General features: G+C 34.3%; 29 protein-coding genes. 22 read left to right on the top strand and 7 right to left on the bottom strand.

The features are described from left to right. Positions 1 to 44: 44 nt before the first annotated feature. The 7 genes from GXM16_RS15655 (at position 45) to GXM16_RS15685 (ending at position 8,321) form a co-directional block, all read left to right on the top strand. On the top strand, positions 45 to 908 hold the full coding sequence (locus GXM16_RS15655) for a DUF58 domain-containing protein (protein WP_163395420.1): 864 nt from the start codon (positions 45 to 47) through the stop codon (positions 906 to 908). Between the two features lie 125 nt (positions 909 to 1,033). Beyond that, on the top strand, positions 1,034 to 2,668 hold the full coding sequence (locus GXM16_RS15660) for a hypothetical protein (protein ID WP_163395421.1): 1,635 nt from the start codon (positions 1,034 to 1,036) through the stop codon (positions 2,666 to 2,668). Continuing rightward, on the top strand, positions 2,668 to 3,669 hold the full coding sequence (locus GXM16_RS15665) for a vWA domain-containing protein (protein WP_163395422.1): 1,002 nt from the start codon (positions 2,668 to 2,670) through the stop codon (positions 3,667 to 3,669). The genes GXM16_RS15660 and GXM16_RS15665 overlap by 1 nt, the downstream gene beginning before the upstream one ends. Before the next feature lie 148 nt (positions 3,670 to 3,817). Further along, positions 3,818 to 4,852, top strand: coding sequence for a VWA domain-containing protein (locus GXM16_RS15670; RefSeq protein ID WP_163395423.1), 1,035 nt, complete (start codon positions 3,818 to 3,820; stop codon positions 4,850 to 4,852). Positions 4,853 to 4,891: 39 nt separating this feature from the next. Beyond that, positions 4,892 to 5,659: a tetratricopeptide repeat protein gene (locus GXM16_RS15675; protein WP_163395424.1), complete on the top strand. Its 768-nt coding sequence runs from the start codon at positions 4,892 to 4,894 to the stop codon at positions 5,657 to 5,659. 78 nt (positions 5,660 to 5,737) lie between these two features. After that, positions 5,738 to 7,492, top strand: a complete 1,755-nt coding sequence (locus tag GXM16_RS15680; RefSeq protein WP_163395425.1) for a BatD family protein — start codon at positions 5,738 to 5,740, stop codon at positions 7,490 to 7,492. Positions 7,493 to 7,574: 82 nt separating this feature from the next. After that, complete coding sequence (locus GXM16_RS15685) at positions 7,575 to 8,321, top strand: tetratricopeptide repeat protein (RefSeq protein WP_163395426.1); 747 nt, start codon at positions 7,575 to 7,577, stop codon at positions 8,319 to 8,321. A gap of 69 nt (positions 8,322 to 8,390) precedes the next feature. On the opposite strand, the gene GXM16_RS15690 is transcribed toward GXM16_RS15685, so the two are convergent. The 3 genes from GXM16_RS15690 to GXM16_RS15700 all read right to left on the bottom strand — a co-directional run bounded on the left by GXM16_RS15690 (position 8,391) and on the right by GXM16_RS15700 (position 11,815). Next, positions 8,391 to 9,386 (bottom strand): NAD(P)H-dependent glycerol-3-phosphate dehydrogenase, encoded by a 996-nt coding sequence (locus GXM16_RS15690; protein WP_163395427.1) that lies wholly within the window; start codon positions 9,384 to 9,386, stop codon positions 8,391 to 8,393. 357 nt (positions 9,387 to 9,743) lie between these two features. Then, entirely contained in the window at positions 9,744 to 10,901 is a 1,158-nt protein-coding gene (locus GXM16_RS15695; protein WP_163395428.1) for an iron-containing alcohol dehydrogenase, read from the bottom strand. Between the two features lie 152 nt (positions 10,902 to 11,053). Further along, the gene (locus GXM16_RS15700) at positions 11,054 to 11,815 is read right to left on the bottom strand and encodes a type 1 glutamine amidotransferase domain-containing protein (protein ID WP_163395429.1); all 762 of its coding nucleotides are present in this window, start codon (positions 11,813 to 11,815) and stop codon (positions 11,054 to 11,056) included. A gap of 60 nt (positions 11,816 to 11,875) precedes the next feature. On the opposite strand from GXM16_RS15700, the gene GXM16_RS15705 reads away from it, so the two are divergent. From GXM16_RS15705 to GXM16_RS15775, 15 genes are all read left to right on the top strand, one after another. Further along, the gene (locus GXM16_RS15705) at positions 11,876 to 12,802 is read left to right on the top strand and encodes a LysR family transcriptional regulator (RefSeq protein WP_229684363.1); all 927 of its coding nucleotides are present in this window, start codon (positions 11,876 to 11,878) and stop codon (positions 12,800 to 12,802) included. A 178-nt stretch (positions 12,803 to 12,980) separates the two neighbouring features. After that, positions 12,981 to 13,673 carry an NUDIX hydrolase gene (locus GXM16_RS15710; RefSeq protein ID WP_163395430.1) on the top strand — a complete coding sequence of 231 codons (693 nt, stop codon included), beginning with the start codon at positions 12,981 to 12,983 and terminating at the stop codon, positions 13,671 to 13,673. 74 nt (positions 13,674 to 13,747) lie between these two features. Continuing rightward, positions 13,748 to 14,581, top strand: coding sequence for a ribose-phosphate diphosphokinase (gene prs / locus GXM16_RS15715; protein WP_163395431.1), 834 nt, complete (start codon positions 13,748 to 13,750; stop codon positions 14,579 to 14,581). Positions 14,582 to 14,656: 75 nt separating this feature from the next. Beyond that, the gene (locus GXM16_RS15720; RefSeq protein WP_163395432.1) at positions 14,657 to 14,992 is read left to right on the top strand and encodes a hypothetical protein; all 336 of its coding nucleotides are present in this window, start codon (positions 14,657 to 14,659) and stop codon (positions 14,990 to 14,992) included. Between the two features lie 2 nt (positions 14,993 to 14,994). Next, positions 14,995 to 15,855, top strand: a complete 861-nt coding sequence (locus GXM16_RS15725; protein ID WP_163395433.1) for a hypothetical protein — start codon at positions 14,995 to 14,997, stop codon at positions 15,853 to 15,855. 55 nt (positions 15,856 to 15,910) lie between these two features. Beyond that, positions 15,911 to 16,714, top strand: coding sequence for a DUF2971 domain-containing protein (locus GXM16_RS15730; protein WP_163395434.1), 804 nt, complete (start codon positions 15,911 to 15,913; stop codon positions 16,712 to 16,714). Positions 16,715 to 16,734: 20 nt separating this feature from the next. After that, a complete protein-coding gene (locus tag GXM16_RS15735) occupies positions 16,735 to 17,817 on the top strand; it encodes an adenylosuccinate synthetase (protein ID WP_163395435.1) in 1,083 nt (360 codons plus the stop codon). A gap of 7 nt (positions 17,818 to 17,824) precedes the next feature. After that, a complete protein-coding gene (locus tag GXM16_RS15740; protein ID WP_163395436.1) occupies positions 17,825 to 18,352 on the top strand; it encodes an NADAR family protein in 528 nt (175 codons plus the stop codon). A 6-nt stretch (positions 18,353 to 18,358) separates the two neighbouring features. Then, positions 18,359 to 18,772 (top strand): ADP-ribosylation/crystallin J1, encoded by a 414-nt coding sequence (locus GXM16_RS15745; RefSeq protein ID WP_163395437.1) that lies wholly within the window; start codon positions 18,359 to 18,361, stop codon positions 18,770 to 18,772. Next, positions 18,769 to 19,290, top strand: coding sequence for an O-acetyl-ADP-ribose deacetylase (locus tag GXM16_RS15750; protein ID WP_163395438.1), 522 nt, complete (start codon positions 18,769 to 18,771; stop codon positions 19,288 to 19,290). Before GXM16_RS15745 ends, GXM16_RS15750 begins: the two co-directional genes overlap by 4 nt. 4 nt (positions 19,291 to 19,294) lie before the next feature. Next, positions 19,295 to 19,765, top strand: coding sequence for a macro domain-containing protein (locus GXM16_RS15755; RefSeq protein ID WP_163395439.1), 471 nt, complete (start codon positions 19,295 to 19,297; stop codon positions 19,763 to 19,765). 170 nt (positions 19,766 to 19,935) lie between these two features. Beyond that, positions 19,936 to 20,244, top strand: coding sequence for a hypothetical protein (locus tag GXM16_RS15760; RefSeq protein ID WP_163395440.1), 309 nt, complete (start codon positions 19,936 to 19,938; stop codon positions 20,242 to 20,244). Further along, a complete protein-coding gene (locus tag GXM16_RS15765; protein WP_163395441.1) occupies positions 20,237 to 21,184 on the top strand; it encodes an ADP-ribosylglycohydrolase family protein in 948 nt (315 codons plus the stop codon). The genes GXM16_RS15760 and GXM16_RS15765 overlap by 8 nt, the downstream gene beginning before the upstream one ends. Continuing rightward, the gene (locus GXM16_RS15770) at positions 21,181 to 22,650 is read left to right on the top strand and encodes a nicotinate phosphoribosyltransferase (RefSeq protein ID WP_163395442.1); all 1,470 of its coding nucleotides are present in this window, start codon (positions 21,181 to 21,183) and stop codon (positions 22,648 to 22,650) included. The genes GXM16_RS15765 and GXM16_RS15770 overlap by 4 nt, the downstream gene beginning before the upstream one ends. Positions 22,651 to 22,698: 48 nt before the next feature. Then, positions 22,699 to 23,292, top strand: a complete 594-nt coding sequence (locus GXM16_RS15775) for a rhodanese-like domain-containing protein (protein ID WP_163395443.1) — start codon at positions 22,699 to 22,701, stop codon at positions 23,290 to 23,292. A 185-nt stretch (positions 23,293 to 23,477) separates the two neighbouring features. Here GXM16_RS15775 and nadD read toward each other — a convergent pair whose 3' ends face one another. From nadD to GXM16_RS15795, 4 genes are all read right to left on the bottom strand, one after another. Continuing rightward, positions 23,478 to 24,059 (bottom strand): nicotinate (nicotinamide) nucleotide adenylyltransferase, encoded by a 582-nt coding sequence (gene nadD / locus GXM16_RS15780; RefSeq protein ID WP_163395444.1) that lies wholly within the window; start codon positions 24,057 to 24,059, stop codon positions 23,478 to 23,480. A 105-nt stretch (positions 24,060 to 24,164) separates the two neighbouring features. Beyond that, entirely contained in the window at positions 24,165 to 24,737 is a 573-nt protein-coding gene (gene gmk / locus GXM16_RS15785) for a guanylate kinase (protein WP_163395445.1), read from the bottom strand. 16 nt (positions 24,738 to 24,753) lie between these two features. Beyond that, positions 24,754 to 25,359 carry a hypothetical protein gene (locus GXM16_RS15790; protein WP_163395446.1) on the bottom strand — a complete coding sequence of 202 codons (606 nt, stop codon included), beginning with the start codon at positions 25,357 to 25,359 and terminating at the stop codon, positions 24,754 to 24,756. Position 25,360: 1 nt separating this feature from the next. Then, entirely contained in the window at positions 25,361 to 26,221 is an 861-nt protein-coding gene (locus tag GXM16_RS15795; RefSeq protein ID WP_163395447.1) for a YicC/YloC family endoribonuclease, read from the bottom strand. Positions 26,222 to 26,489: the final 268 nt, after the last annotated feature.

The raw sequence follows: 26,489 nt of genomic DNA on the forward strand, positions 1-26,489 counted from the left end.
CTTTTTTACTATTCACTAACTACTATTCACTAATCACTAAAAAAATGGATACAAAAGAGCTTTTAAAAAAAGTACGGAAAATAGAGATTAAAACCAAAAGGCTGAGCAATCATATCTTTTCGGGAGAGTACCATTCTTCATTTAAAGGGCGCGGGATGACGTTTAGCGAGGTACGCCAATACCAATATGGCGATGATATTCGTAACATCGACTGGAATGTAACCGCACGCTATAATGAAGCCCACGTAAAAGTTTTTGAAGAAGAACGCGAACTGACCATGGTTTTAATGGTCGATATTTCAGGTTCAGAAGGTTTTGGATCCAAAAGTCAGTTTAAAAAAGACATCGTAACCGAAATTGCAGCTACAATGGCTTTCTCGGCTACACAAAATAACGACAAGATTGGCTTAATATTGTTCTCCGATAATGTAGAATTATACATTCCGCCAAAAAAAGGCCGTTCACACGTTTTAAGAATTATTCGTGAATTAATCGAATTTGAACCAAAAAGCCAGAAGACAGATATCGGCGAAGCTTTGAAATTTTTATCCGGAACACAGAAAAAGAAAGCAATTGTTTTTATGATTTCAGATTTCATGTCTGATAATTATGAACATACATTAAAAATTGCTTCTAAAAAACATGACATTACCGGCGTTCGTGTATATGATATGCGTGAAGAAAAAATCCCGAATTTAGGAATGGTTTCGATGCTTGATGCTGAAACCGGCAAAATTCAGCTGGTAGATACGGGTTCGAAAAAAGTTAGACTTAATTACGAAAAACATTATCAGGAACGATTGAATTATTTCAAGGAAACTTTTAGTAAATCAGGTTCCGGTGTTGTACATACAAGAGTAGACGAAAGCTATGTAACCAAATTACTGGGTTATTTTAAATCGAGATAATTAGATTATCAGACATCTTAGATTGTTAGAATATTAGATTAATTTGAAGAATAATCATAAAAAAATCGCTTAAGCTAAATCCGTTAAGCATTCATTTTAGACTAAAATCTGAAATCAAAAATCAAATGAAATTAAAATTTTACATATTTCTATTTTTACTTTCTTCAGCTGTTTTTGCACAAAACAAGCAGATTGAAACCAGTATTGACACTACAAAAAATAAAATTGGCGCCGAGTTTAAGCTAACACTTAAAACGATAGTAAGTTCAAAATCTAAAGTTGTATTTCCTGCCTTAAAAAATATTGGACCATTAGAAGTCATTCAATCGTACCCAATTGATACCGTTAAAAAAGACGGCACTTATGAGCTTGTCAAAAAATATGGTTTAACACAATTTGATTCCGGAAGATACGTTATTTCGCCTGTCAAGATTCTGATTGATAAAAAACCTCATTTAAGCGATCCCGTTTCTGTTGAAGTAGTCAATGTTAAACTGGATACTTTACAGCAAAAAATGTATGACATTAAAGATATTTCAACGGTTGAAAGTGGTATTGGAAACTGGTGGATTTATGTTTTGATTGTAATTTTAATTATTGCAATTGGTGTTTTCGTTTATTGGTACATGAAAAAACATCAAAAGAAAAAAATTGAAGAGGAAGTTTACAAAACACCAATCGAAAAAGCAACCAGCCTGTTAAACGTATTAGAGAAAAAAGAGCTTTGGCAAAAAGGTGAAATAAAAGAGTATTATAGCGAGTTGACAGATATTGCCCGAAATTACATTGAAGAAGCAATTCAGATACCGGCTATGGAAAGTACCACTTCTGAATTGATTCAGGGGCTTAAAACAGCTTCTGCCAAAAAGAAAATGAGCCTGACTCCTGAAACTGTCGAAAATCTGGAACGTGTTTTAAGGCAGGCCGATTTAGTTAAATTTGCAAAATCAAAACCATTAGAGTTTGAAATTACTGAAGACAGAAATAAGATTCAGAAAGCAATTTTAACGCTGGATAATGCTATACCGACAGAAGCTCCTGCTGAAGAAGCAGATCAGTTATTAAATGAAGCGCAAAAACAGAAACAAATCAAACTTCAGTTAAAGAAAAAAAGAAACAAACGCATCACAATTACTGTGGCAACAGTAGTTTTTTTACTTACAGCTACTACCACTTATTTTATTGTCACCAAAGGATTCAAGTTTGTAAAAGACAATGTAATCGGACATCCAACTAAAGAATTGCTGGAAGGAGAATGGGTAAAAAGCGAGTATGGTAATCCTGGTATTTTAATTGAAACACCAAAAGTTTTAAAACGACTTGATACTGAAAAAGTACTCCCAAAAGAAGCAATGGCACTTATTAAAGAAATGCAGCTTTTTGGTTATGGAAGTTTACTGGACAACTTTTATATTACAGTTTCTACTGCGAAATTTAAAAACCCTACAGATATTGATTTATCAAAAGCCCTTGAAGGTAATTTAAAAATTGTCGAAACTCAGGGAGCCAGAAATATGATTGTTAAACAGGAAGATTTTGAAACCAAAGAAGGAATTACAGGTATAAAAGGTTATGGGACTTTCACTCTCATTAACGAGACCCTGAAATCGAGTACTAAAATTTACTATGAAGTCCTGATGTTTAAACAAGATGGCGGATTACAGCAAATCGCTATATTCCATGAAGAAGGCGACACCTATGCTAATGATATTTCGGATAGAATTCTAAATTCTGTTGAACTTAAAAGAGCAAGCAACTAATGGAAAAAATAACTTTTTTAAATCCGGAATTTTTTTGGCTGTTTTTATTAATCCCGATTACAATAGGATGGTTTTTCTGGAAACGCAATCAGCAATCCGCTACCTTAAAAATGAGTTCAACTCAGGGTTTTAAAAATAGCGAATCACTATTAACAAAATTAAAACCTCTTTTATATGTTTTCAGGATTGTCGCTTTGTGTTCCCTGATTGTTGCTCTGGCAAGGCCAAGAACAGTTGACATCAGCAATGAGACTAAAACAACAAAAGGAATCGATATCGTAATGGCAATTGACGTTTCAGGAAGTATGCTGGCAAAAGATTTAAAGCCAAACCGTATGGAAGCTTTAAAAAGAGTGGCGGCTGATTTCGTTAACGAAAGACCAAATGACAGAATCGGATTGGTTTTATATGCTTCTGAAGCTTACACTAAAACACCTGTTACCAGTGATAAAGCCATCATTTTAGAAGCTATTAAAGAAATCAAATACGACAATGTATTACAGGATGGTACGGGAATCGGAATGGGTCTGGCAACTGCTGTAAACCGGCTTAAGGACAGTAAAGCCAAAAGCAGGGTTATTATTTTGCTTACTGACGGTGTAAACAATGCCGGTTTTATTGAACCTGAAACAGCTTCAGACATTGCAAAACAATATGGAATAAAAGTATATACAATTGCTATCGGAACTAACGGAATGGCTGAATTCCCTTATGCATATGCCCCAAATGGCGGATTTTTGTTCAAAATGCAAAAAGTAGAAATTGACGAACAGTTACTGAGAAGTATCGCCAGAAAAACCGATGGGACTTATTTTAGAGCGACCAGTAATGATAAACTGGCCGAAATATACAATTCGATTAACAAATTAGAAACTACTGAAATTCAGGAGTTAAAATTTTATGATTACGATGAAAAATACAGGTTTTTTGTATTGTTAGCAGGGATTTTATTGTTATTAGAAATTGGTTTAAGAAATACAGTTTACAGAAGCTTTATTTAATTTTTCAAATCAAAAAATTTCAAATTTTAAATTCCAAATCCCAACTTGGAATTATGAATTTAAAATTTGAGAATTAATTTAGTAAAGCAAAATTTGGAATTTGGAATTTATCTCAAACAATTATTGAGATTGGAATTTTAAAAAATTTATGGAATTAGACGAAAAAAAATATTTATATCTATTATTTCTCATCCCGATTGTGGTATGCGTTTTTCTTTTTAATCTGTATTGGAAAAGAAAAAAACAGCGTGAATTTGGTGATTTGGAAATGGTAAAAAAATTAAGCCCCGAACGTTCTGTTTTTAAACCTGTTTTAAAATTAGTCCTGTTTCTTTTAGCATTAGCCTGTTTGGTTATAGGTTTGGTTAATCCAAAAATTGGGACTAAAATGGAAACTGTTAAACGTGAAGGAATTGATATTGTTTTTGCCGTTGACGTTTCAAAAAGTATGCTTGCCGAAGATGTGGCACCGAGCCGTTTAGAAAAAAGTAAACAATTGGTTTCTCAAATCATCAATAATTTAGGAAGTGACAGAATTGGAATTGTAGCCTATGCCGGAAGCGCATTTCCGGTTTTACCTATTACAACAGATTACAGTGTAGCCAAAATGTTTCTGCAAGGCATGAATCCTGGTATGGTATCCTCTCAGGGAACTTCACTTGACGAAGCCATCAAATTATCATCAACTTATTTTGATGAGAAAAGTAAAACCAGCAAACTGTTAATACTAATTTCTGACGGTGAAGATCATTCAGAAGGGGCTGAAATTGCTGCTGAAGAAGCCAATAAAATTGGAATGAAAATCATTACCATTGGTATTGGAACAGAAAAAGGAGCCACGATTCCATTGAAAGAGAATGGCGTAGTCAGAAGCTATCAGCAGGATAATAACGGAGAAACAGTTATTACAAAACTAAATCAGGAAGGTTTAAAAGCAATTGCAAAAGCAACCAAAGGCGGATATGTTTATGGCGGAAGTACTAAAGAAGTGCTGGAATATGTAAAAAATGCTTTGAATAATATTCAGAAAACTGAGTTTGAAGCTACGCAAATGGCCGAATTTCAGTCTCAATTTCAATGGTTTTTAGGATTTGCCTTCATACTGTTATTCCTGGATATCTTTCTGTTGGAAAGAAAAACAAACTGGATAAACGAGTTGAACTTATTTAACGAAAAGAAATAATTGTTCTGATAAATCCGGAGCAAAAAAATAAAATACAGAATGAAAAATTTACTTCTTTATATTTTACTAACCTTTTCTTTGGCAGTTACTGCCCAGGAAAAAGATCAAACATTGCCAAAGGCCAATGAAGAATATAAACAGAATAAATTTGTTGATGCAGAGGCAAATTACAGGATTTCTCAATCAAAATTCCCTAATAAGGCTACAGCTTCTTATAATTTAGGAAATACCATTTACAAACAAAATCAGGTATCAGAAGCGAAATATGCTTATGCAAAAGCTATCAAAAACGCCAAAACCAGACCTGAAAAACATAAAGCTTTTCATAATTTAGGTAACGTTTTTATGAAAGAGAAAGATTATACTCAGGCTGTTGAAGCTTATAAAAATGCTTTACGTAATGATCCTACAGATGATGAATCACGTTATAATTATGCTTTGGCTAAACAGAAATTAAAAGAAAACCCTCCTAAAAACGATAAAAAAGACAATAAGGATAAAAAGAACGACAAAAAAGACGATCAGAAAAAAGACGGAGATAATAAAGATAAAAAAGACGGTAAGGACGATCAAAAGAAAGACGACAAGGGCGATAAGGACAAAAACAAAAAAGATGGTAAAAACGACCCAAAAAAAGATGATCAATCTAACAATAAGGGAGAGCCAAAACCTATGCCCGGAGGCATTTCAAAAGATCGCGTTCAGAATTTATTAAATGCCGTTAATAATGAAGAAAAGAAAATCCAGGATAAAGTAAACGCCAAAAAAATAAAAGGAAATCCTAGAAAAACAGAAAAAGACTGGTAAAATAAGTTTATCGTTTATGGGTTCAATTCGCCATATAAAAAGATTAAACAGTTAATCAAAACAACTACTAAACAAGTAATGAAAAGATATTTAATTCTATTACTATTCACTTTTCAGGGACTTATGGCTCAGGTTCAGTTTGAAGCCAGAGTAAGCAAGAACACACTTGGAGTTAACGAAAGACTTCGTATTGACTTTATGATGAATGTTGATGGGGATAATTTTGAACAGCCTTCTTTTGACGGTTTCAGAATTGTAGCCGGACCAAGTCAGCAAATAAGTCAGTCATGGGTTAACGGACGAAGCTCATTTCAAAAAATATATTCCTACTATTTGCTGCCTATACAAAAAGGGACTTTCACCATAAAACAGGCTTCAATTGAATACAATGGACAGGTTTATAAAACATCTCCTGTCAAAATAACCGTTACTAATGCCGTAGCTCAGGAAAGAGATCCTAATTCGCAGCAACAGCACCAGCATCAGGGAGGCGGAAATGAGATTCTGAATCTGGTTGCAGAAATTTCCAAAACAAACCCTTATATAAATCAGCCTATTACGGTTGTTTACAAATTGTATTTTTATGGCATTAATGTAACAGGATTTAAAGAGCTTGCAAAACCGAAATACAAAGACTTCTGGAACCAGAACATTGATATTAAACAACTGCAGATTGAAGAAGGAATGTATAAAGGGGAACATTGTTACTTTGTTGTTCTTAAAAAAACGATTTTATACCCTCAAAAATCAGGCAACCTTACTATTGAACCACTTTCTTTAGACATAGGTATTCAGGTACCAAGAGGCCGTAATATGTTTGGTCAGATCGTTTTTGATGACGGAAACAAAACCGTTTCAGCAGGTGCCAAGACCATTAATGTAAGAGCGCTTCCTGAAGCAAATAAGCCTATTGGATTTACAGGAGCTGTTGGTAAATTTGATTTTAAAGTAACTCCTTCAAAAACAACCTTAAAAAGCGGAGAAAGCCTTGATTTGATTGTTAGTGCAGCCGGTACGGGAAACATGAAATTGTTTACATTGCCAAAACCTGTAGTGCCAAATGCATTAGAAATGTATGATCCTGTTCATGATGAAAAAGTAAGTACATCACTCGTGGGAATGTCAGGAAAAATTTCGGACAAGTATACCATCATACCTCAATTTAAAGGAAAGTATGCTATCAAACCAATGGAATTCTCTTATTTCGATTTGAATTCCGGAAGCTATAAAACCATAACTTCCCCTGAAATCATGATTGATGTTTTAGACGGACCAGTCCAGGCTGAAACAGCCGCATCCAATACATCGAAAAATGTGATTACAAAATCAGAGCAATTTAAATATATCAAACCAAAAACTGTTTTAATTTCAACTGCAAAAGATGATTTTTATGGGTCTGATTTATATTATGGCTTATTGTTATTCCCTTTTGTGATTTTACCGATTATTATAATTGCCAAGAAGAAAAAAGAAGCAATTGACAGCGATGTAACGGGCAACCGAATTAAAATGAACAATAAACTGGCAAAGAAATATTTGTCTGAAGCTAAAAAACAGCTTAACAATAAAGAGCCATTTTATATTGCCCTTGAAAAAGCCATGCACAATTTCCTGAAAGCTAAATTGCATATTGAAACTTCAGAAATGAGCAAAGACAATATCCGTGAACTGCTATCTTCAAGAAATGCAAATCCGGAAACTGTTCAGAGTTTTATTCATTTGACCGAGAACTGTGAGTTTGCGAGATATGCACCGGCATCCAGCGCATCTATTCAACAGGATTATGACAAAGCTGTTTTGATTATATCAGAATTAGAAAAACAAATTGTTTAGTTTTTAGTCACAACGTTCGCTAATAAATTGATTCACTTTTGGTTAAATTAAGTTCGCAAAGTTGAAATATTACAAATAGAAAATGAAAAACATACTATATCTTTTTTTATTAATCTCGCAGGTTTTCTTTGCTCAGGGCAGCTTTGAAAAGGGAAATGCCTTATATCAAAAAGGACAATATCAGCAGGCAGCCCAAACTTATGAAAGCATCATTAAGGAAGAGAAACAACACTCCGCGGAGTTGTATTTTAACTTAGGAAATTGTTATTATAAACTTAATAAAGTGGCACTCTCCATTTATAATTATGAAAAAGCACTGGTTTTAAAACCACATGATGCCGAAACTTTGAACAACCTAAAGTTTGCCAAAAAACTAACCATTGACGAAATTAAAGAAGTTCCAAAGGTTGGTTTTGCAAAACTCATTCAGAATTTTACCGGTATTTTCAATTATAATAACTGGGCCTGGATTTCGGTGGGAATTGCATTCGCTTTTTTAATGAGTTTTATTGGATATTATTTTTCACAGCTTACACTTTCAAAAAGAATTTATTTTATAGGAATGTTTGTTTTATTGTTTGCTTTAGTGTTAAGTGTATCTGCAGGAATAACTGAAAAAGACCACTATAATAATGATCGCCCTGCAATAGTTTTTGCCGAAATGACAGAAGTGCGAAGCGAACCTCAAAAAGCAGGATCAAGTATTTTCTTACTACATGAAGGAGCTAAAGTGTATGTAAAAGAAGCTCTGGAAAACTGGAAAAAAATCGAATTAACAGATGGTACAGAAGGCTGGATTGATGCTGCTGCTATTAAGGAAGTTAAGTAATAAAATTATCTTTATAAAAAAAGACCGTTTCTGATCTAGAAATGGTCTTTTTTTATGTGATTACATAATTTAATCTAAAGATTCTGTTAGCTTTTTAAAAACAGTTTTAGCATTTTTACCATCATACAATACAGCATAAACCGCATCAATAATAGGTGTTTTTGCTCCATAACCCTGATTTAATTTATAAGCACTTTTCGTAGCATAATAACCTTCAGCAACCATACTCATTTCCATCATGGCACTTTTTACGGTGTAGCCTTTTCCAATCATGTTTCCGAACATTCTGTTTCTTGAAAATACCGAATATCCTGTTACTAATAAATCTCCTAAATAAGCAGAGTCATTAATATTTCTTTTCATTCTGTGGACTTTCTTGATAAATTTACGCATCTCACGAATTGCATTACTCATCAATACAGACTGAAAATTATCACCATAACCCAAACCATGAGCAATTCCGGCTGCAATTGCATAAATATTTTTCAACATTGCCGCATACTCAGTTCCGATGATATCGTCTGAAATTTTAGCCTTTATATAATTACTGGATAAAGATTTTGCAACCGTACAGGCTTTCTCAGGATCACCACAGGCAATCGTTAAGTATGAAAGTCGTTCTAAAGCCACTTCCTCAGCATGACAAGGCCCTGTAATAACGCCAATATTGTAGTATGGAATATCGTATTGAATGTGAAAATGCTCCCCAACGATTAAGCTTGTTTCAGGAACAATTCCTTTAATAGCCGAAAAGATAATTTTATTTTCCAGAGAAACGGTTAACTGCTCTAATTCAGCACTTAAAAAAGCAGAAGGAATAGCAAAAATCAAGTAATCTGCATATTCAATTGCTTCATTTATATTGTTGGTTAACTTAAGTTTATTGGTATCAAACTCAACTGAACTTAAATAATTTGGATTATGTTTGTATTTTAAAAGGTGTTCTATCGCAGCATCATTTCGCATATACCACGAAATTTCAGAAAGATTAACACATAACATTTTTGCAATAGCTGTTGCCCAGCTCCCTCCTCCAATTACTGCAAATTTTAAATTTTCACTCATTATTCAAATAATTTAAAGCAAAAGTACTTAATAATGCAGTAATATCACAAAATGTAATTTAAGAATTTCAAAAACACACTTTAAACCATGCTTTTAGAAAACTTAAAAAAATAAAAAAATATTTTTTCTTTACACAATAAAAAAACAAACCCCTGCGTTGTAAACTATTATAAATTAGATTTTTAAATGAATTTAGTAAGACTTGAGTTAGTTAGTTTTGTTTTAGTATTTTAAAAAGGCGTTCCTAAAAATTTTAAGAACGCCTTTTTTTGTTGTAAAATTCCAATATTTAAATTACAAATGCCAATTTTAGCATATTGTTGGAATTTGGAATTTTAAAACTTGGGATTTATTTTTTTAATAACTAAGCTCCACAATAGATTTTACCTTATCTAAAGTCACCAGTTGCTTTTCTCCTAATCCTTTCCAGCCTCTTTCATCAAAACGATTTACAATAAAATCAGCTGTTTTATCGTAATCATTTGTGTATTGCGAAAGTTTAGTATCCATTCCCATAGTGTGGAAAAACTCTACGGTTTTATTTATAGCTTCTTTGGCAACTTCATCGTCTGAACCTGTTAAGTTAAAGATTCTTCTTCCATATTGCGCTAATTTTCCCTTTTTGGTTTCAAACATTACTTTATATAAACTAGGACCAATAATTGCCAACGTCCTCGCATGATCAATTCCGTATAAAGCGGTTAATTCATGACCAATCATGTGAGTTGCCCAATCACTTGGAACACCTTTTTGAATTAATCCGTTTAAAGCCATCGTACAGCTCCACATAAAATTCGAAGCCAAAGCATAATCAGTTGGATTTTCTACAACTCCCGGACCAATTTCAATTAATGTCTGCAGAATTGCCTCAGCAATTCTGTCCTGCAAAAAACCTTCATGCGGATACGTCAGATATTGTTCCATTACGTGCGTGTAGGCATCTACAACACCATTCTGAATTTGTCTTTTTGGTAAAGATTCAATTACAGTCGGATCACAGATAGAGAATTTCGGAAACATCGCACTACCGCCAAAAGCCAGTTTTTCCTGAGTTGATTTAATCGTAACAACAGAACCGGAATTCATTTCACTTCCTGTTGCCGGCAAAGTCAAAATGGTTCCAAAAGGCATTGCATTTTCTTTAATCAACAAGCGTTTTTGTAAAATATCAATCGGATTTCCATCAAAATTTACTGCAGCCGAAATAAATTTTACCCCATCAATAACAGATCCACCGCCAACAGCCAGAATAAAATCAATTTTTTCAGCTTTTATTACTTCTACGGCTTTCATTAAAGTTTCAAAATGCGGATTTGGTTCGATTCCGCCAAATTCTACGATTTCAAAACCTTTCAAATTTTGGATTACCTGATCGTAAATTCCGTTTTTAAAAATACTTCCGCCACCATACGCCAATAATATTTTAGCGTTTTTTGGAACTAAAGCAGAAAGTTTTTCTATTTGTCCTTTTCCGAAAATTAAATTTGTCGGATTGTATAATTCAAAGTTTAGCATTTTCTTTTTAAGTTTTTAAGGTGCTAAGTTTCTAACTGACTAAGCTTTTTCAACTTAGAATCTCAGAAACTCAGTTTCTTTATTATTTTTTTTAAGCTGTATTCCAAAGTTTAAGCCTAGTAGCTTAGCAACTCAGAACCTTAGCAGCTTTATTATTTTAACTCCTGTAATAACTTACCCGCTACTAATTTAGATGAAGCCGGATTTTGACCTGTAATCAAAAGTCCGTCAGCAACTGCATAAGGCTTCCAGTTTGGTCCTTTAGAAAAAATTCCTCCGTTTGATGACAAAACATCTTCCAGTAAAAACGGAACTACTTTTGTCAAACCAACAGCTTCTTCTTCTTCATTAGTGAAACCAGTTACCTTTTTCCCTTTTACTAAATATTCTCCTTTTACTTTTACGTTTTTCAAAACTGCCGGAGCATGGCATACAAAAGCTACTGGTTTGTTATTGGTGTAAAAAGATTCGATCAGGGCAATCGAACTTTTATCTTCTACCAAGTCCCAAAGCGGACCGTGACCGCCCGGATAAAATACTGCATCGTAATCTTTCTGATTGATAGTTGAAAGTTTATGGGTATTTTTTAATTTTTCCTGTAAAACTTTATCTGCATCAAAGCGTTTTGTGTCTTCAGTTGCAGATGCCGGATCAGCACTTTTTGGATCAATTGGCGGTTGTCCTCCCAACGGAGAAGCAATGATAATTTCTACTCCCTGATCTAACAATTCATAATAAGGTGCAGCAAATTCTTCAGACCAGAATCCGGTTTTTTCTCCTGTGTTGCCCAGTTTGTCATTGCTGGTTACAACAAATAATACTTTTTTCATGCCTTTTTTATTTGATTTTTGAGCCATTGCCGAAATACCGACAACAGAGAATGCGATTAGCGCAAGTACTCCTATTTTCTTCATAATTTTAAAATTTAATACAAATTTACGATTAAAGTGATATCAGTAAAAATAAAATAAACTATGTTTGTCATAAGTAAATTTATAGCTATGGTGAATTTAGAATGGTACAGAACATTTAAAGCGGTCTATAAAAACGGAAACTTTTCTATTGCCGCAAAAGAGCTTTTTATGAGTCAGCCTGCCGTAAGTCAGCAAATCTCTATGCTTGAAGCTCATGTGGGGAATAAACTTTTTATTCGAAAGTCTAAAGGCGTAGAACCAACAGAGTACGCTAAGTTACTGAATAACTTAATAATAGACGCCCTCGATCGCCTTGAAAATGTAGAAAATACCTTTAGGGCTAAAGCCGAAGATGCAACCCGATTAATTTCTGTGGGCATTTCAAAACATCTTTTTAGCAGTGTTGGCAATGCATTAATTGCAAAATTTGATTTAATCGATTTTACTTTTGCCGATGATGACACACTTTTTTCCTTAGTTGATTCTAAAAAACTGGACTTTGCAATTGTTTCCAAAAAATACGATACATTTGATACCATTCAGGAAACGGTAGCTAAGATTAAATTGGTATTAGTTGGACCAACAAATTTAGATATTACCGAATTTCGCCAGAAACTGAAATCAGATAATTTTACTGAAGCTGAACAATGGCTGAACGAACAAAAATGGTATTCGCATGATGCGAGAATTCCACACATAAAATTGTTCTGGCTGTATGCTTTCCATAAAAAGAGACCTTCAATGGTTCCCAATTATATCATTCCGTCAGAATATGAAATGCTGGAAATGCTTTCCAAAAATTCCGGTGTTGCCGTAACGTGGAATTGCAATGTGAGAAAATTTATTCAGCAAAACAAACTACAATTGGTATGGAACAGCTTTCACGTTCCGGAAGAATACGTTTATTTATTGGCGGCTAAAAACAACAATTTGAAAACCTTTTTTGATACCATTGCCAATGAAGTGAGAATCGCATTATCTACTTAAAAGATAAAATCCTTGACTTAAAATCATCAAAAATGATGAGTTGTACTATTCTATTGAACATTAAATTTGTCGTATACCTAAATTTGATTTTTGCTAACTTTTTCTGAGTTAAACTTTAATTAGCTCAGCGTAAGAAATATAAAATTTTATATTTGTGTAAATCTTACGCATTTTAATTATGACTGAAAATCAAAATATCAGAGTTGCTGTAGATGCCATTGTCTTTGGTTATCAAAACAGTCAGTTGTACGTTCTTTTAATCCAGCAGAAATTTGGAACTCAGGAATCGTACTGGGCATTACCGGGAGGTTTGGTTAAAAATGACGAATCACTTCAGGATGCTGTAAAAAGAGAACTGAAGGAAGAAACAAATGTTGAAGTCAATTATTTTGAACAGCTGTTTACTTTTGGAGATGACGTAAATCGTGATCCCAGGAACCGTGTAATTTCCATAGCCTACTATGCTCTGGTAGATCCTTCAAAACTAAAAGTCCAGGCTGATACAGATGCTGAACATGCACAATGGTTTAAGATTAATGAAATCCCTGCCCTCGCTTTTGATCATAATCAGATTCTAAAAAAGGGGTTAGAACGTTTAAAAGCGAAACTCACTTACGAGCCCATTGGTTTCGATTTACTTCCAAAAGAATTTCTTTTCTCAGAGCTGGAAAACCTTTATTGTACTATTTTAGAAAAGGAAATAGAACGCCGAAATTTCAGAAAAAAAATCCTGAGCTTCGGAATTGTAGAGGAAACAGAAAATTATTCCCCGGTAAAAACAGGTCGTCCGGCCAAATTATTCCGATTCAACCACAAGAAATACAATGATTTACATGAAGAAGGTTTTCACTTCGAAATAAAGTTTGCGTAATTTTTACACAAAATAAATTGTTTATTCAAAATTAAATTCTACATTTGCGTATAATTAACGCAAACTGCAACACTATGATACTAAATCTCGACCCAAAATTCACTCCGATACTAAACCAGGAACAAATCAATTTTCAAAGTTTTACCTTTTCTGGAGGAGAACCACACATCAAAATCGATCCAAATTTTAATACTAACGAAAAAGTAACCATCACACACCGTTTAAATTCATTCAATGATTTAGGTTTATTGTGTATCACAGTAGATGCTTTACGCAGAATGGATGTTAAAATAATCGATTTGTTTATTCCGTATTTTCCGGCCGCAAGACAAGATCGTGTGATGATTAAAGGAGAATCTTTATCTGTAAAAGTATATGCTGATATCATCAACGGATTACAGCTGAATAAAGTTTTCGTATTTGACGCACACTCTGAAGTTACACCCGCTTTAGTCAATAATTGCGAAGTAATTCCGAATCATACTTTTATTAAGGAAGTTTTAAAAGTAATCGGAGAAAATGTAAAATTGATTTCTCCCGATGGAGGCGCTCTTAAGAAAATCTACAAAGTTTCTGAATTCTTGGGCGGAATTGAGGTTGTAGAATGCAGTAAAAGCCGTGACGTAAAAACCGGAAGATTATCAGGTTTTAAAGTGTACGAAGATGATTTGCAGGGAATGGATTGTTTAATTGTAGACGACATTTGCGACGGAGGAGGAACTTTTGTTGGATTAGCTGAAGAATTAAAAAAGAAAAACGCCGGCAAATTGTACTTAGCAGTAAGCCACGGAATTTTCAATAAAGGTTTTGAAGTTTTAAACTGCTTTGATAAAATCTTTACCACCAATTCTTTTAAAGATTTTGAAGGCGATAATGTGAAGGTGATTGGAATTGATCAATTGATTTAAAAAATCTTAGTTTGGTTGGAATTAAACCATTACGAACTATCAACTAACAACTATTAACAATAAACCAAAAAGACAATGAGTGACGATTTAAAACCAAGATTTATTGAGTCTTTAAAAAGAAACAATGATCAGATTAGAGAAGACAGAGCCAAAGTAATTGGCGAGGATTCTGAATTAATTTACAGACGCAGAGTTGAAGATATTGAGCTAAAAATCAAAAGACTCGAAAGAGAACAGGAAGGATTGATCGACATCAGTCCATTGGATAAAAACAGTCTGACTTTTGCTGATTTCCAGCCCGAAGCCTTTGTTCAGAAAGATATGGAACTTTCGCTGACCATCAGAAATCTGAATATCCAGTTTGAAGTAACAAAAAAGAGATTTGAGTATTTATTCGGTAAAACATTTTAGTCATGGGAGGTACAAGATATGATTTCGGCGCTCGCGAAAGCAGAGCAAAAAAAGTAGGATATGCCAGTAAATCGGCTGCAGAAATATTTACACAAAACGCTTTACGAATGGCTCATGAATCTATGAACCCAAACGGAGTGATTTTTAGAGAAGCAAGGGATTCTGATGTTCATCCAAATTCAGTTCCGATTATTTTAGGACTGGATGTTACGGGAAGTATGGGGCATATTCCACATGAACTAATAAAAGAAGGATTGCCAAAATTAATGGGAGGCATTATTCAGGGAGGTGTTCCGGACCCGGCACTTTTGTTCTTAGGAATCGGAGATCATGAATGCGACAGATATCCGCTTCAGGTGGGACAATTCGAATCTGGAGATGAAGAACTGGATATGTGGTTAACGAGAACTTACATAGAATCTGGCGGTGGCGGAAACGCCGGTGAAAGTTATCTTTTAGCGTGGTATTTCGCAGCATTTCATACCAAAACAGATGCTTTCGAAAAAAGAGGACAAAAAGGATTATTATTTACCGTTGGTGATGAACCGGGTTTGAAAACGCTTCCCGCTTCTGCGATCAAAGAAATTATGGGTCAGGGACAGCAGACGTATACCCATCTTGAATTATTAGCGGAAGCTCAAAAAAGATACGACGTATATCACATTAGTGTTTTGCACTCAAATCAGGCGATCAATGCCGATGTAGAATGGAAAGAATTATTAGGCCAGAATTGTTTGTCTATTGAAGATCACAGAGAAATTCCAAACGTAATCAAAAAGATTATCTGCGACCGATACAAAAGTTCTGGTTTAGGAACCACGGTTTCAGGAACAGATGGTTTAGATAATATCGAAATGCTTTAGTTTTTTATAGATAGTTCTTTTGCCAGCTTAAGTATATGTTTTAATATTTTAATTTATGAAACCAGAAAGTTATCCAGAAATAATATACAAATACAGAAGTTGGGCTGACGAGTACCATAAGAACATTTTACTTAAGGGTGAAGTATACTTATCAGCACCAAAAAATTTCAATGATCCTTTTGATTTCAGAATTGGAAAAAATTTTATGTTGCTTGATAGTCAAGAAAAGATAGAACGCTATATTGATCAAGGGCTTGAGAAACATAAAGATTGGCTAATGAGAAAAGGAATAGATAGTAAGGAAGAAAGAATATTCCAATTAAAAAGACTTGAAAATCTTGAACTTTATCAGCAAGAATATGAAATGATCGAATCTGAAGCTACTGATAATCATTATGGAATACTTTCTCTTTCCAGTAGATGGGATTCTATTTTAATGTGGTCACACTACGGTAATTTTCATAAAGGATTTAATGTTGGATATAATGAGGAAAAAATGCGCCAATGTGGTCTTTTTGGAAAAGGTGGTCCAGTAGCATATTCAGATGATTTTCCTACAATAGATCCTTTCAGTGATCACGATATGCGAACATCATTTATGCAAACTCATTTTAAATCTAAAGAATGGGAATATGAACAAGAATATAGATTAGCTAAACTTTTTTATCCAGGAATTCCAACAGATAAGGATAGAACAATTGTCATTCCATTTGAATTTATTGATGAAATAAATCTTGGGATTAGCATCTCGGATAAGGATAAAATTGAAATTGTCGAATTTGCGAAAAACAAAAACATTAAAGTATTTCAGACAAAAAAAATATCATTTAAGTTTGGATTGACTAGGTTTGAGATATAAAAGTAAACAATAACAATAAAATGAAAACAGCAAAAATAGTTATAGGTTTAGGATTTGGTGATGAAGGAAAAGGCATCACAACCGATTTTCTGGCAAAGCAAAATCCTGAAGCTATAGTTATTCGGTTTTCGGGAGGACAACAGGCAGCGCATACGGTTATGATTGATGACAGAAAACATGTTCATTCGAGTTTTGCAAGTGGTGCGCTTCGGGGTTTACCTTCTTATTTTAGTGAACATTGTACGGTTCATCCTCTTTTTTTATATAATGAAAAAGCGGAGTTAGAAAAAAACGGAGGTAATACGGAACTTCACATTCATCCTTTAGCAAAAATAACCACGCCTTTTGATGTCTGGCAAAACAGAAATAATGTTCGAAATCTGGATCATGGAACCTGCGGAAAAGGAATTGGTGCAACCATGAAAAGAAACGAAGGTCCGTACAAATTGTTTGCGATAGATTTGATTGCGCCACGCGAAATGCTTTTAGAAAAGTTAAACCAAATCGCCTATTATTATGGTTTTCTAAACGAAAGTGAAATCGATCAGGAAGTCGAAAAATACCTCGAAGCCATTGGCCAAATAAAATGGAACATCAGTGATTACAGTTTTTTAGAAAATTATAATCAATTCATTTTTGAAGGAAGCCAGGGAATCCTGCTCGATATGGATCATGGTATTTTTCCGAATGTGACGTATGCGAATACAACTTCAAAAAATGCAATTGAAATTTGCAATAGATTAAAGATTGAAAATATTGAAGTGTTTTATGCAACCAGAAGTTATACCACAAGACATGGACACGGCTGGATGCCAAATGAAAGGGAATTAAAATTAAAAAACAACGAAGAAGAAACCTGTGTTTTCAACGAATATCAAAAAGAACTTCGCTTTGGTGATTTAGATTATGATTTACTGAATTACGCTTTAAAACTGGATGCAGCTTACAGCCTGAATGCGAAAAGAAATCTGGTGGTAACCTGTATGGATCAGCTGGAGAAAGAATATGAATTTGAAAAGCTTACCACGGATTTTAATGAAATATACGGATCATTTTCGCCCGATTCAAAAGATTTTAAAAACATTACTTCTTTGTTTCAATAAGTAAAAGATGAAATATACGATAGAAAATATAGCGCCGGAAAGTAAGTTTTTGTTTTTCTGGGGACATCAGCCAAACAAAGACGGTAAAATTACCAAAACCTGTTTCAGCCAATGGTGGTTAAGTTCTTTTAAAGTTGAAAAAGTTACTTATAAAACGGCCGAACACTGGATGATGGCAAAAAAAGCCGAATTATTTCAGGATCAGGAAATTTTAGAAAAAATCCTTGAAGCTGATTCTCCGGCAGAAGCCAAAAAATTAGGAAGAGAAGTTAGAAACTACGATGACAAAATCTGGCTGGAAAATCGTTTTGAGATTGTAAAAGAAGGAAATCTTCATAAATTCAGTCAAAACAAAGTTTTGAAGGAGTTTTTAATTAATACAAAAGAAAGAGTTTTGGCAGAAGCAAGTCCGGTTGATCTCATTTGGGGAATCGGAATGGCGAGTGATCATAAAGATGTAATGAATCCGGAGAAGTGGAAAGGTTTGAATCTTTTAGGTTTTGCTTTGATGGAAGTTAGGGATGAATTGAAATAAGTTATTATGGAAACAACAAAATTATATCGTCCGGTAGGTTTGAAGGAAATGGAATTAATTGCTGAATTAGGATACAATTCATTTCCGCCAAGATTGGATTGGCAACCCATTTTTTATCCGGTTACGAATCAACAATATGCAGAGCAAATTGCTTTTGAATGGAATACAGTTGATGAGTTTTCAGGATTTATTGGAATTGTAACAGCTTTTAAAGTCAAAACAGCTTTCCTGGAAAAGTATGAAATTCAAAATGTCGGCGATAAAAATCATAACGAACTTTGGATTCCTTCAGAAGATTTGAATGATTTTAATTCTAATATAGTCGATGGGATACAAATAGTTAATGTATTTTTCACAGACCTTTCTGTTGTAAGTTCCGATACAGAACTAACAAATAAATTAAACAGTTTTAGAAAATGATTTTAGAACTCATTAAAGCAGACATTACAGAAATCAATGTTGATGCAATTGTAAATGCAGCCAATACTTCATTACTTGGAGGCGGTGGCGTTGATGGAGCCATTCACAGAAAAGGAGGAAAAGCAATTTTAGATGAATGCATTCAAATTCGTAATAAACGAGGAGGCTGTAAAACTGGCGAAGCAGTAATTACAACAGCTGGAAATCTTCCTTCTAAATATGTTATTCATACTGTTGGACCTGTTTGGAATGGCAACAAAGAAGAGAAATCAAAACTTCTGGCAGATTGTTATCAGAACAGTTTAAAACTTGCTGTCGAAAACGGAATAAAAACAATTGCTTTTCCAAACATCAGTACAGGAATTTATCATTTCCCGAAAGATAAAGCAGCACAGATAGCAATCAAAACAGTAAAAGATTTTAGTGTAAGTATAGCAATAGACAAAGTAATTTTTGTTTGTTTTGATGATGAAAATTATCAGATTTATAAAGATATTCTAGAAATAGAAAACAAATAAAGAAATGAAAGCCATTCAATATATAAAAGGCGATGCTACATCCCCTGATGGATCAGAGAATAAAATAATCGTTCACGTTTGTAATGACATTGGCGGATGGGGAAAAGGATTTGTAATGGCGATTTCCAAAAAATGGAAAAAACCTGAAAATGAATATCGAAATTGGTTCAAATCAAAAGAAGGTTTTGAATTAGGAAAAGTGCAGTTTGTTCAGGTTGAAGAAGATTTATGGGTGGCGAATTTAATTGGTCAGCATAAAATCAATAAAGATGAAAACGGAGACGCTCCAATTCGGTACAATGCAATTGAAAAAGGATTAGAAGCAGTTTCAGATTTTGCAAAAACAAACAATGCATCGGTTCACATGCCAAGAATTGGTTGCGGATTGGCAGGAGGAAAATGGGAAATGATTGAACCTGTTATTCTTAAAACCCTGTCTAATCAGGATCTAAAAGTTGTGGTTTATGATTTTTAAATACACGGATTAATTTAAAAACAAACACAATCAGTGAATTGTGCTCTAATAAAATGAAAATAGAATTAAAAAATATATCGAGCAATTAACAGAATGTCCACAAACAAATGATGGATTAAATTAAAATCTCACTAATCCTGTCATTCTTTAATTTTCAAATGAGCAACAATATGAAATCCGAAAAAAACAATGAATTATGTTTTTCCAAAACCCATTTTGATAGTGTATATGACTTTATTTTAATGAAAACGCAGCAAAATAAAACAAAAGGATATATCCATGGCGATTGGGAGATTGTTGTATCCGATAGTTCAGAACTGTTTTTCAAAAAAAAGGGATATTCACTGTCAAAAGTTAATAGGGAATCAGGAATTTTTTCGTTCCCAAAATTGGATCCGGATAATGAACGAATTACGCTGAAAACGAATGAGTTATTTTGTGAACTCATTTTATTAGCTAAAAACCAAAATTATGAATAATAAAATTAAATCAAGTTTGTTTGGTTTAGCCATTGGTGATGCATTGGGCGTTCCGGTAGAATTTCAATCAAGGGCTTATTTAAAACAGAATCCTGTTTCGGATATGTTTGGTTTTGGAACCCATCATCAGCCTTCAGGAACCTGGAGCGATGACAGTTCACTTGCTTTTTGTTTAGCCGAAAGTTTGTGCAAAGGTTATGACTTAAATGATATCGCCAGAAATTTTGTAAAATGGTATAGTGCTGAATTATGGACACCTCACGAACAGGTGTTTGATATCGGAATAGCGACCAGACATGCCATTCTTAATATAGCAAAAGGTCACCAACCTGATTTATGCGGCGGTTTTAATGAAGAAGATAACGGAAACGGTTCCTTAATGCGTATTTTGCCTTTGGTTTTTTATCTTCAAAATGAAAATGATATTGAAGTGATTTATCAAAAAGTAAAAGAAGTTTCATCCATCACACACGCTCATTTCCGGTCTGTATTTGCCTGTTTTATTTATGTACTTTATGGTTTGGAAATTCTAAAAGATAAAGATAAATTCGAATCATATAAAGAAATGCAAAATACTGTTTTGGCGTTTTTGGAAGATAAAAATTTTAATCCGGCAGAAATTCAGTTATTTGACAGGATTCTAAAAAATGATATTTCGAAGTATAATGAAAGTGAAATTCATTCTTCGGGATATGTACTGCATAGTTTAGAAGCAAGTTTGTGGTGCTTCCTGAATTCGGATTCGTATGCCGAAACGGTTTTGAAAGCTGTTAATTTAGGAGAAGATACCGATACAACCGGAGCAATTGCCGGAGGGCTGGCAGGCATTTATTACGGAATTAAAAATATTCCGAAAAAATGGATTGACACATTAGTCAAATCCAATGATATAAAAAATTTAGCAGAACGATTATCAGATAATTTAAATAACAACATATGAACCCATTACTATTAACAGACGGTTACAAAGTTGACCACAGAAGACAATACCCGGACAAAACCACTTTAGTATATTCTAACTGGACACCAAGAAAATCAAGAATTGAAGGTCTTGAGGAAGTTGTGTTTTTCGGATTGCAGTATTTTATCAAAAAATACATTATTCATGATTTCGATACACATTTCTTCAAACAGCCAAAAGAAGAAGTCGTTAAAAAATATGCCCGAAGAATCAATAATTATTTGGGCGAAAATCAAGTGGGTACCAAACACATTGAAGATTTGCATGATTTAGGATACATTCCGATGGTTTTTAAAGCCTTGCCTGAAGGTGCCAGTGTACCATTGAGAGTGCCAATGTTTACCATGTACAATACGATTCCGGAGTTTTTCTGGCTGACGAATTATTTTGAGACCTTGCTTTCTGCGGTAATCTGGCTGCCTTGTAACTCAGCTACAATCGCAAGGGAATACAGAAAAGTACTGGACAAATACGCTGAAGAAACTTCATCTGTACCTGATTTTGTAAACTGGCAGGGACACGATTTCTCTATGAGAGGAATGGGCGGAATCGAAGCAGCTGTGACTTCAGCAGCAGGACACTTATTAAGTTTTACAGGATCTGATACGATTCCGGCAATTGATTTCTTCGAAGAATATTACAACGCCAATTCTGACACTGAATTAATCGCAGGATCTGTAGCCGCAACCGAGCATTCTGTAATGTGTATGGGAACAACCGAAGGTGAATGTGAAACTTTTAAAAGACTGATTACAGAAGTTTATCCAAAAGGAATTGTTTCTATCGTTTCTGACACCTGGGATTTATGGAAAGTTTTGACCGATTATCTTCCAAGACTAAAAGAAGAAATTATTTCAAGAGAAGGAAAAGTAGTAATTCGTCCTGACAGCGGTGATCCGGTGGATATTATCTGCGGAAACCCGAACGGAAAAACAGAACAGGAAAAGAAAGGTGTAATCGAGCTTTTATGGGACGTTTTTGGCGGAAGCATAAATGAGAAAGGTTTTAAAGAATTAGTACCGCAAATTGGCGCAATTTACGGCGACAGTATTACGGTTGCCAGAGCAATTCAAATTTGCGAGCGATTAAAAGCAAAAGGATTCGCTTCTACCAATGTGGTTTTGGGAATTGGCTCTTTTACTTATCAATACAATACGAGGGATACTTTTGGTTTTGCAATGAAAGCTACTTATGGAGAAGTTGATGGCGAAGGAAGAGCCATCTTCAAAGATCCGATTACAGATGACGGTACTAAAAAATCTGCAAAAGGCCTTATGAAAATTGATTTGGTTGACGGTGTTTATCATTTAACAGATAATGTTTCATGGGAAGAAGAAAAACAAGGCGAACTAAAAGAAGTGTTCAGAGATGGAAAACTTTTGGCAGATCAGTCTTTAAATGATATCAGAGCCCGTGTCAGCGCAGGCATAAGTGTTGAGGCATAAAAAATACCGGTTATAAACAGATTTTAATCCGAACTAAAATATAAAAATATGAAAATTACAGCTCTTATCATTTTAGCCGGCTGCTGTTTTATAACCGGCATTATCCATTCACAAGTAAACAAAAGAAAAAAGATGGAAAAAGACACCCAATATCCAAAAGCACTCGTTGATTACAATGATTTTAAAAATCTGGTAAGCGAATTAGAAAAACAAAGAGAAAAAAATCTGGTGAGTCTGGAGGTTTTTTTGAAAATGGCTAAGGAAGAAAATACGGTGATTTTAGATTCCCGTTCTGATTTTCGTTTCAACAGAAAACATCTGAAAGGAGCGATTCATCTGGATTTTACCGATTTTACTCAGGAAAACCTTTTAAAGTTAATTCCGGATGCCAATACCAGAATATTGATTTACTGTAATAATAATTTTGACGGAGATCCAATAGATTTTGCCTCGAAAATGGCGAAACCAAAAACGAAAATCGAAACCCAAATTCTGTCTAACAGAAAACCAATTATGCTGGCATTGAATATTCCAACGCATATTAATCTTTATGGATACGGTTACAAAAACATCTACGAACTCGATGAACTCGTAAATGTGAATGACCCGAGAATACAATTTGAAGGAACGGAAGTGAAATAAAAAGTTCTCTAAAAGCTAAAAAGCCTGAATCATAGTAATTCGGGCTTTTTTGTACTAGTTTGTCATTTCGACGGAGGAGACCCGAGCGATAGCGAACAGGCGAAGCAAATCACACCCAGAGAGCGACGTACTGTGTATCTCACTTTATGTGATTTCTCGTTCCTCGAAATGACAAAAATTACGTTTTACTTTTTATAAAAATTATTGTGATCAATATATTTCCAGACTTTTGAAGGCAAAAGCGGCTGGATATTTTTTCCGTTTTTAATATTATTCCGAATAAAAGTAGACGAAATTTCTACAACCGGTGCGTCAATGATATGCACTTTGGGATGTGATTTTAGTTCGCTATTTTCCGGTTCATCTGAAATACGCGGATAAACATAAATATCATGATTCTCCAAAAGTACTTCATAGTTTTTCCATTTGTGAAGTGTTTTCAGATTATCCTCCCCCATAATCAATGAAAATTCGTGGGTTGGGTATTTATCCTGCAAATGCGACAAAGTGTTCACAGTGTAATTCGGCTGGGTCAGTTTAAACTCAATATCCGAAGGTTTTATTTTTGGGAAATCCTCGGTTGCCAGATACACCATTTGCAGACGATGATGGTCATCGAGCAAAGTTGCTTTCTTTTTTAACGGATTATGAGGCGTAACAACCATCCAAACCTGATCTAAACCGGCAAATTCCGCCATGTGATTGGCAATAATCAAATGACCAATATGAATGGGATTGTATGTTCCGAAGTAGAGGCCTATTTTCATCTTTTGAGGTTTCACAGAGAATCGCTAAGATAGCACAAAGATTCGCAAAGTTTAAAAATACTTTGCGAATCTCGGTGTTTGTCTTTGTGTATCTCTGCGGAGTAATTACTTATTTACGAAGTCTTTCACCAAATCATGTGCTTCTTCCAAAGCAACAGCCAAATCATAGTTTTTAATAATCACGTCAAACTGAGGTGCAGTTGCCAGCTCAACTGAAGCTTTTGCAATTCGCATATTGATTTTGTCTTCGCTTTCTGTGGAGCGTTCTTTTAAGCGGCGTTTTAATTCGTCAACACTTGGCGGTTTTACGAAAACAGCTAAAGTCTGTTCCGGAAATTTGTGTTTGATACGCAATCCGCCGGCAACATCAATGTCGAAAATGACATTTTTACCCAAAGCCCAGATTCTTTCAATTTCCGATTTTAAAGTCCCGTAAAAGTTGTCTCGGTACACTTCTTCCCATTCCAGAAAATCTTCGGCTTTGATGTGTTTTTTGAATTCTTCCAGCGAAATAAAGTAATAATCTTTTCCGTTGACTTCTTCTCCGCGTGGGGCGCGGGAAGCTGCTGAGATTGAAAATTCTAAATTTAAATCTTCCTGTTTCAGTAAATGTTTTACTATCGTTGTTTTTCCCGATCCTGAAGGGGCAGAAAAAACAATTAATTTTCCTTTATTCATTTTTATTTATGTGAAATCAGTAATTCAAGAGATTAAGTTCTTTGTTTATTACTGATAATAATTCATTATATGAGATTAATTCATCAACCGCTGGATAATGCTTCAGATAGGTTTTAGGATTGTTAAACGAAAAGTTATTTTTGTTTTTTTCATTTCTGACAAAAACTTTATATGCATCCCCATCAGTAACAAGTATTTTCTTGTTTACGATTGCAGGTTCTCCTCTATCTGAATCAATGAAAGGAGTACCAAATTTATATCTGATACTTTCCATATCAGGAAGGAACTCAACATTTGTAATCAGAATCTTAAGCCAGATTAAATCAGCATTTTTAGGTTTTAATTTTCCAATATTTTCTTTGGGAAAACGTATCACATTAATTTTTGTTACATCCTTAAATTCTTTAGAATACCAATATCTGTAAACTACCCATTCTTTGTTTTGATCCTTAAACATTCTAAGAATTTCAAATTTATTCGCAATTGAATAATCTTTATAAATACGTATTTCCTGTTCGTATTCTAAACTATCCGGTATTTCCAAAACTTTATTTATTTCAGAAACTTCTTGTCCAAAGCAATTGGATAGTATTAAAAAGAAGAATAGGAAATAATGTTTCATATTACAGAACGTTTAGTACCTGTTCCTTAATCTTCTCCAGTTCATCTTTCATCATTACCACCAGTTTCTGCATTTGTGCATGATTTGATTTTGAACCCATCGTATTGATTTCTCTTCCCATTTCCTGAGTGATAAAACCAAGCTTACGGCCGTTTGCTTCGTTTCCGTTTAAAGTTTCTAGGAAATAATCCAAGTGATTGGTAAGGCGGACTTTTTCTTCCGTGATATCAAGCTTTTCTAAATAATAGATCAGTTCCTGCTCGAAGCGATTTTCATCAATATTAACCTGCAATTCAGAAATTGCTGTATGCAGACGGTCTTTTATAGCCTGAACTCTTTCCGGATCTAATGCCAGGGCATCCTCCATATATTGGCGGATATTTCCAATTCTAAGATTAAATTCTTTTTCAAGCGACTCTCCTTCGTCTTTTCTGAAACTTAATATATTTTGTAAAGCCTCATGAATGATAACCTGAATCTGATCCCAGTCGTTTTCGTCAATTTCCTCACGCTCCGTCTTTAGAACATCCGGCATACGAACAGCCATCTTCATTAGTTCTGTTTCATCTGCTTCCGGATAAACTTCTTTTAACTGGGCAATATAATTTTTCACAACCGGAACATTTACTTTGGTAGAAGTCTGCTCAGAAGTACTTTCAACATAAATCGCAAAATCGACTTTTCCTCTTTCCAGTCTGGTCGAAATCATGGTTCGCAAGCCCAATTCCATTTCGCGGTAAACCGAAGGCATCCTCACATTCAGGTCTAAACCTTTACTATTCAGAGATTTTACTTCTACAGTAATTTTTTTTGTTGGCAATTGCAAAGATGCTTTACCAAAACCCGTCATCGATTGTATCATATAATTGAGTATAAAGGCGCAAAGATACTAAAAAACTTTACAGGGTTAATTTCTAGTTACGCAAGGTCTAAGTTATAAATTATTTGGGCGTTGCCTAAAGGCCGGGCTATCCGCTATACCCGAGCGATAGCGAATTGACGAAGTAATCGTTTTTAGAGCCAAAAAGCTCCAAAAAAGGATTTCCGCTGCAAATGAAATTCACTGAACTCCGATTAAAAATAAAATCTTGTGAAGTAATCCCTAACGCAAATCCGGATCTAAAGAAATT

Source organism: Flavobacterium limi, assembly GCF_010645075.1.
Lineage (GTDB): Bacteria > Bacteroidota > Bacteroidia > Flavobacteriales > Flavobacteriaceae > Flavobacterium > Flavobacterium limi.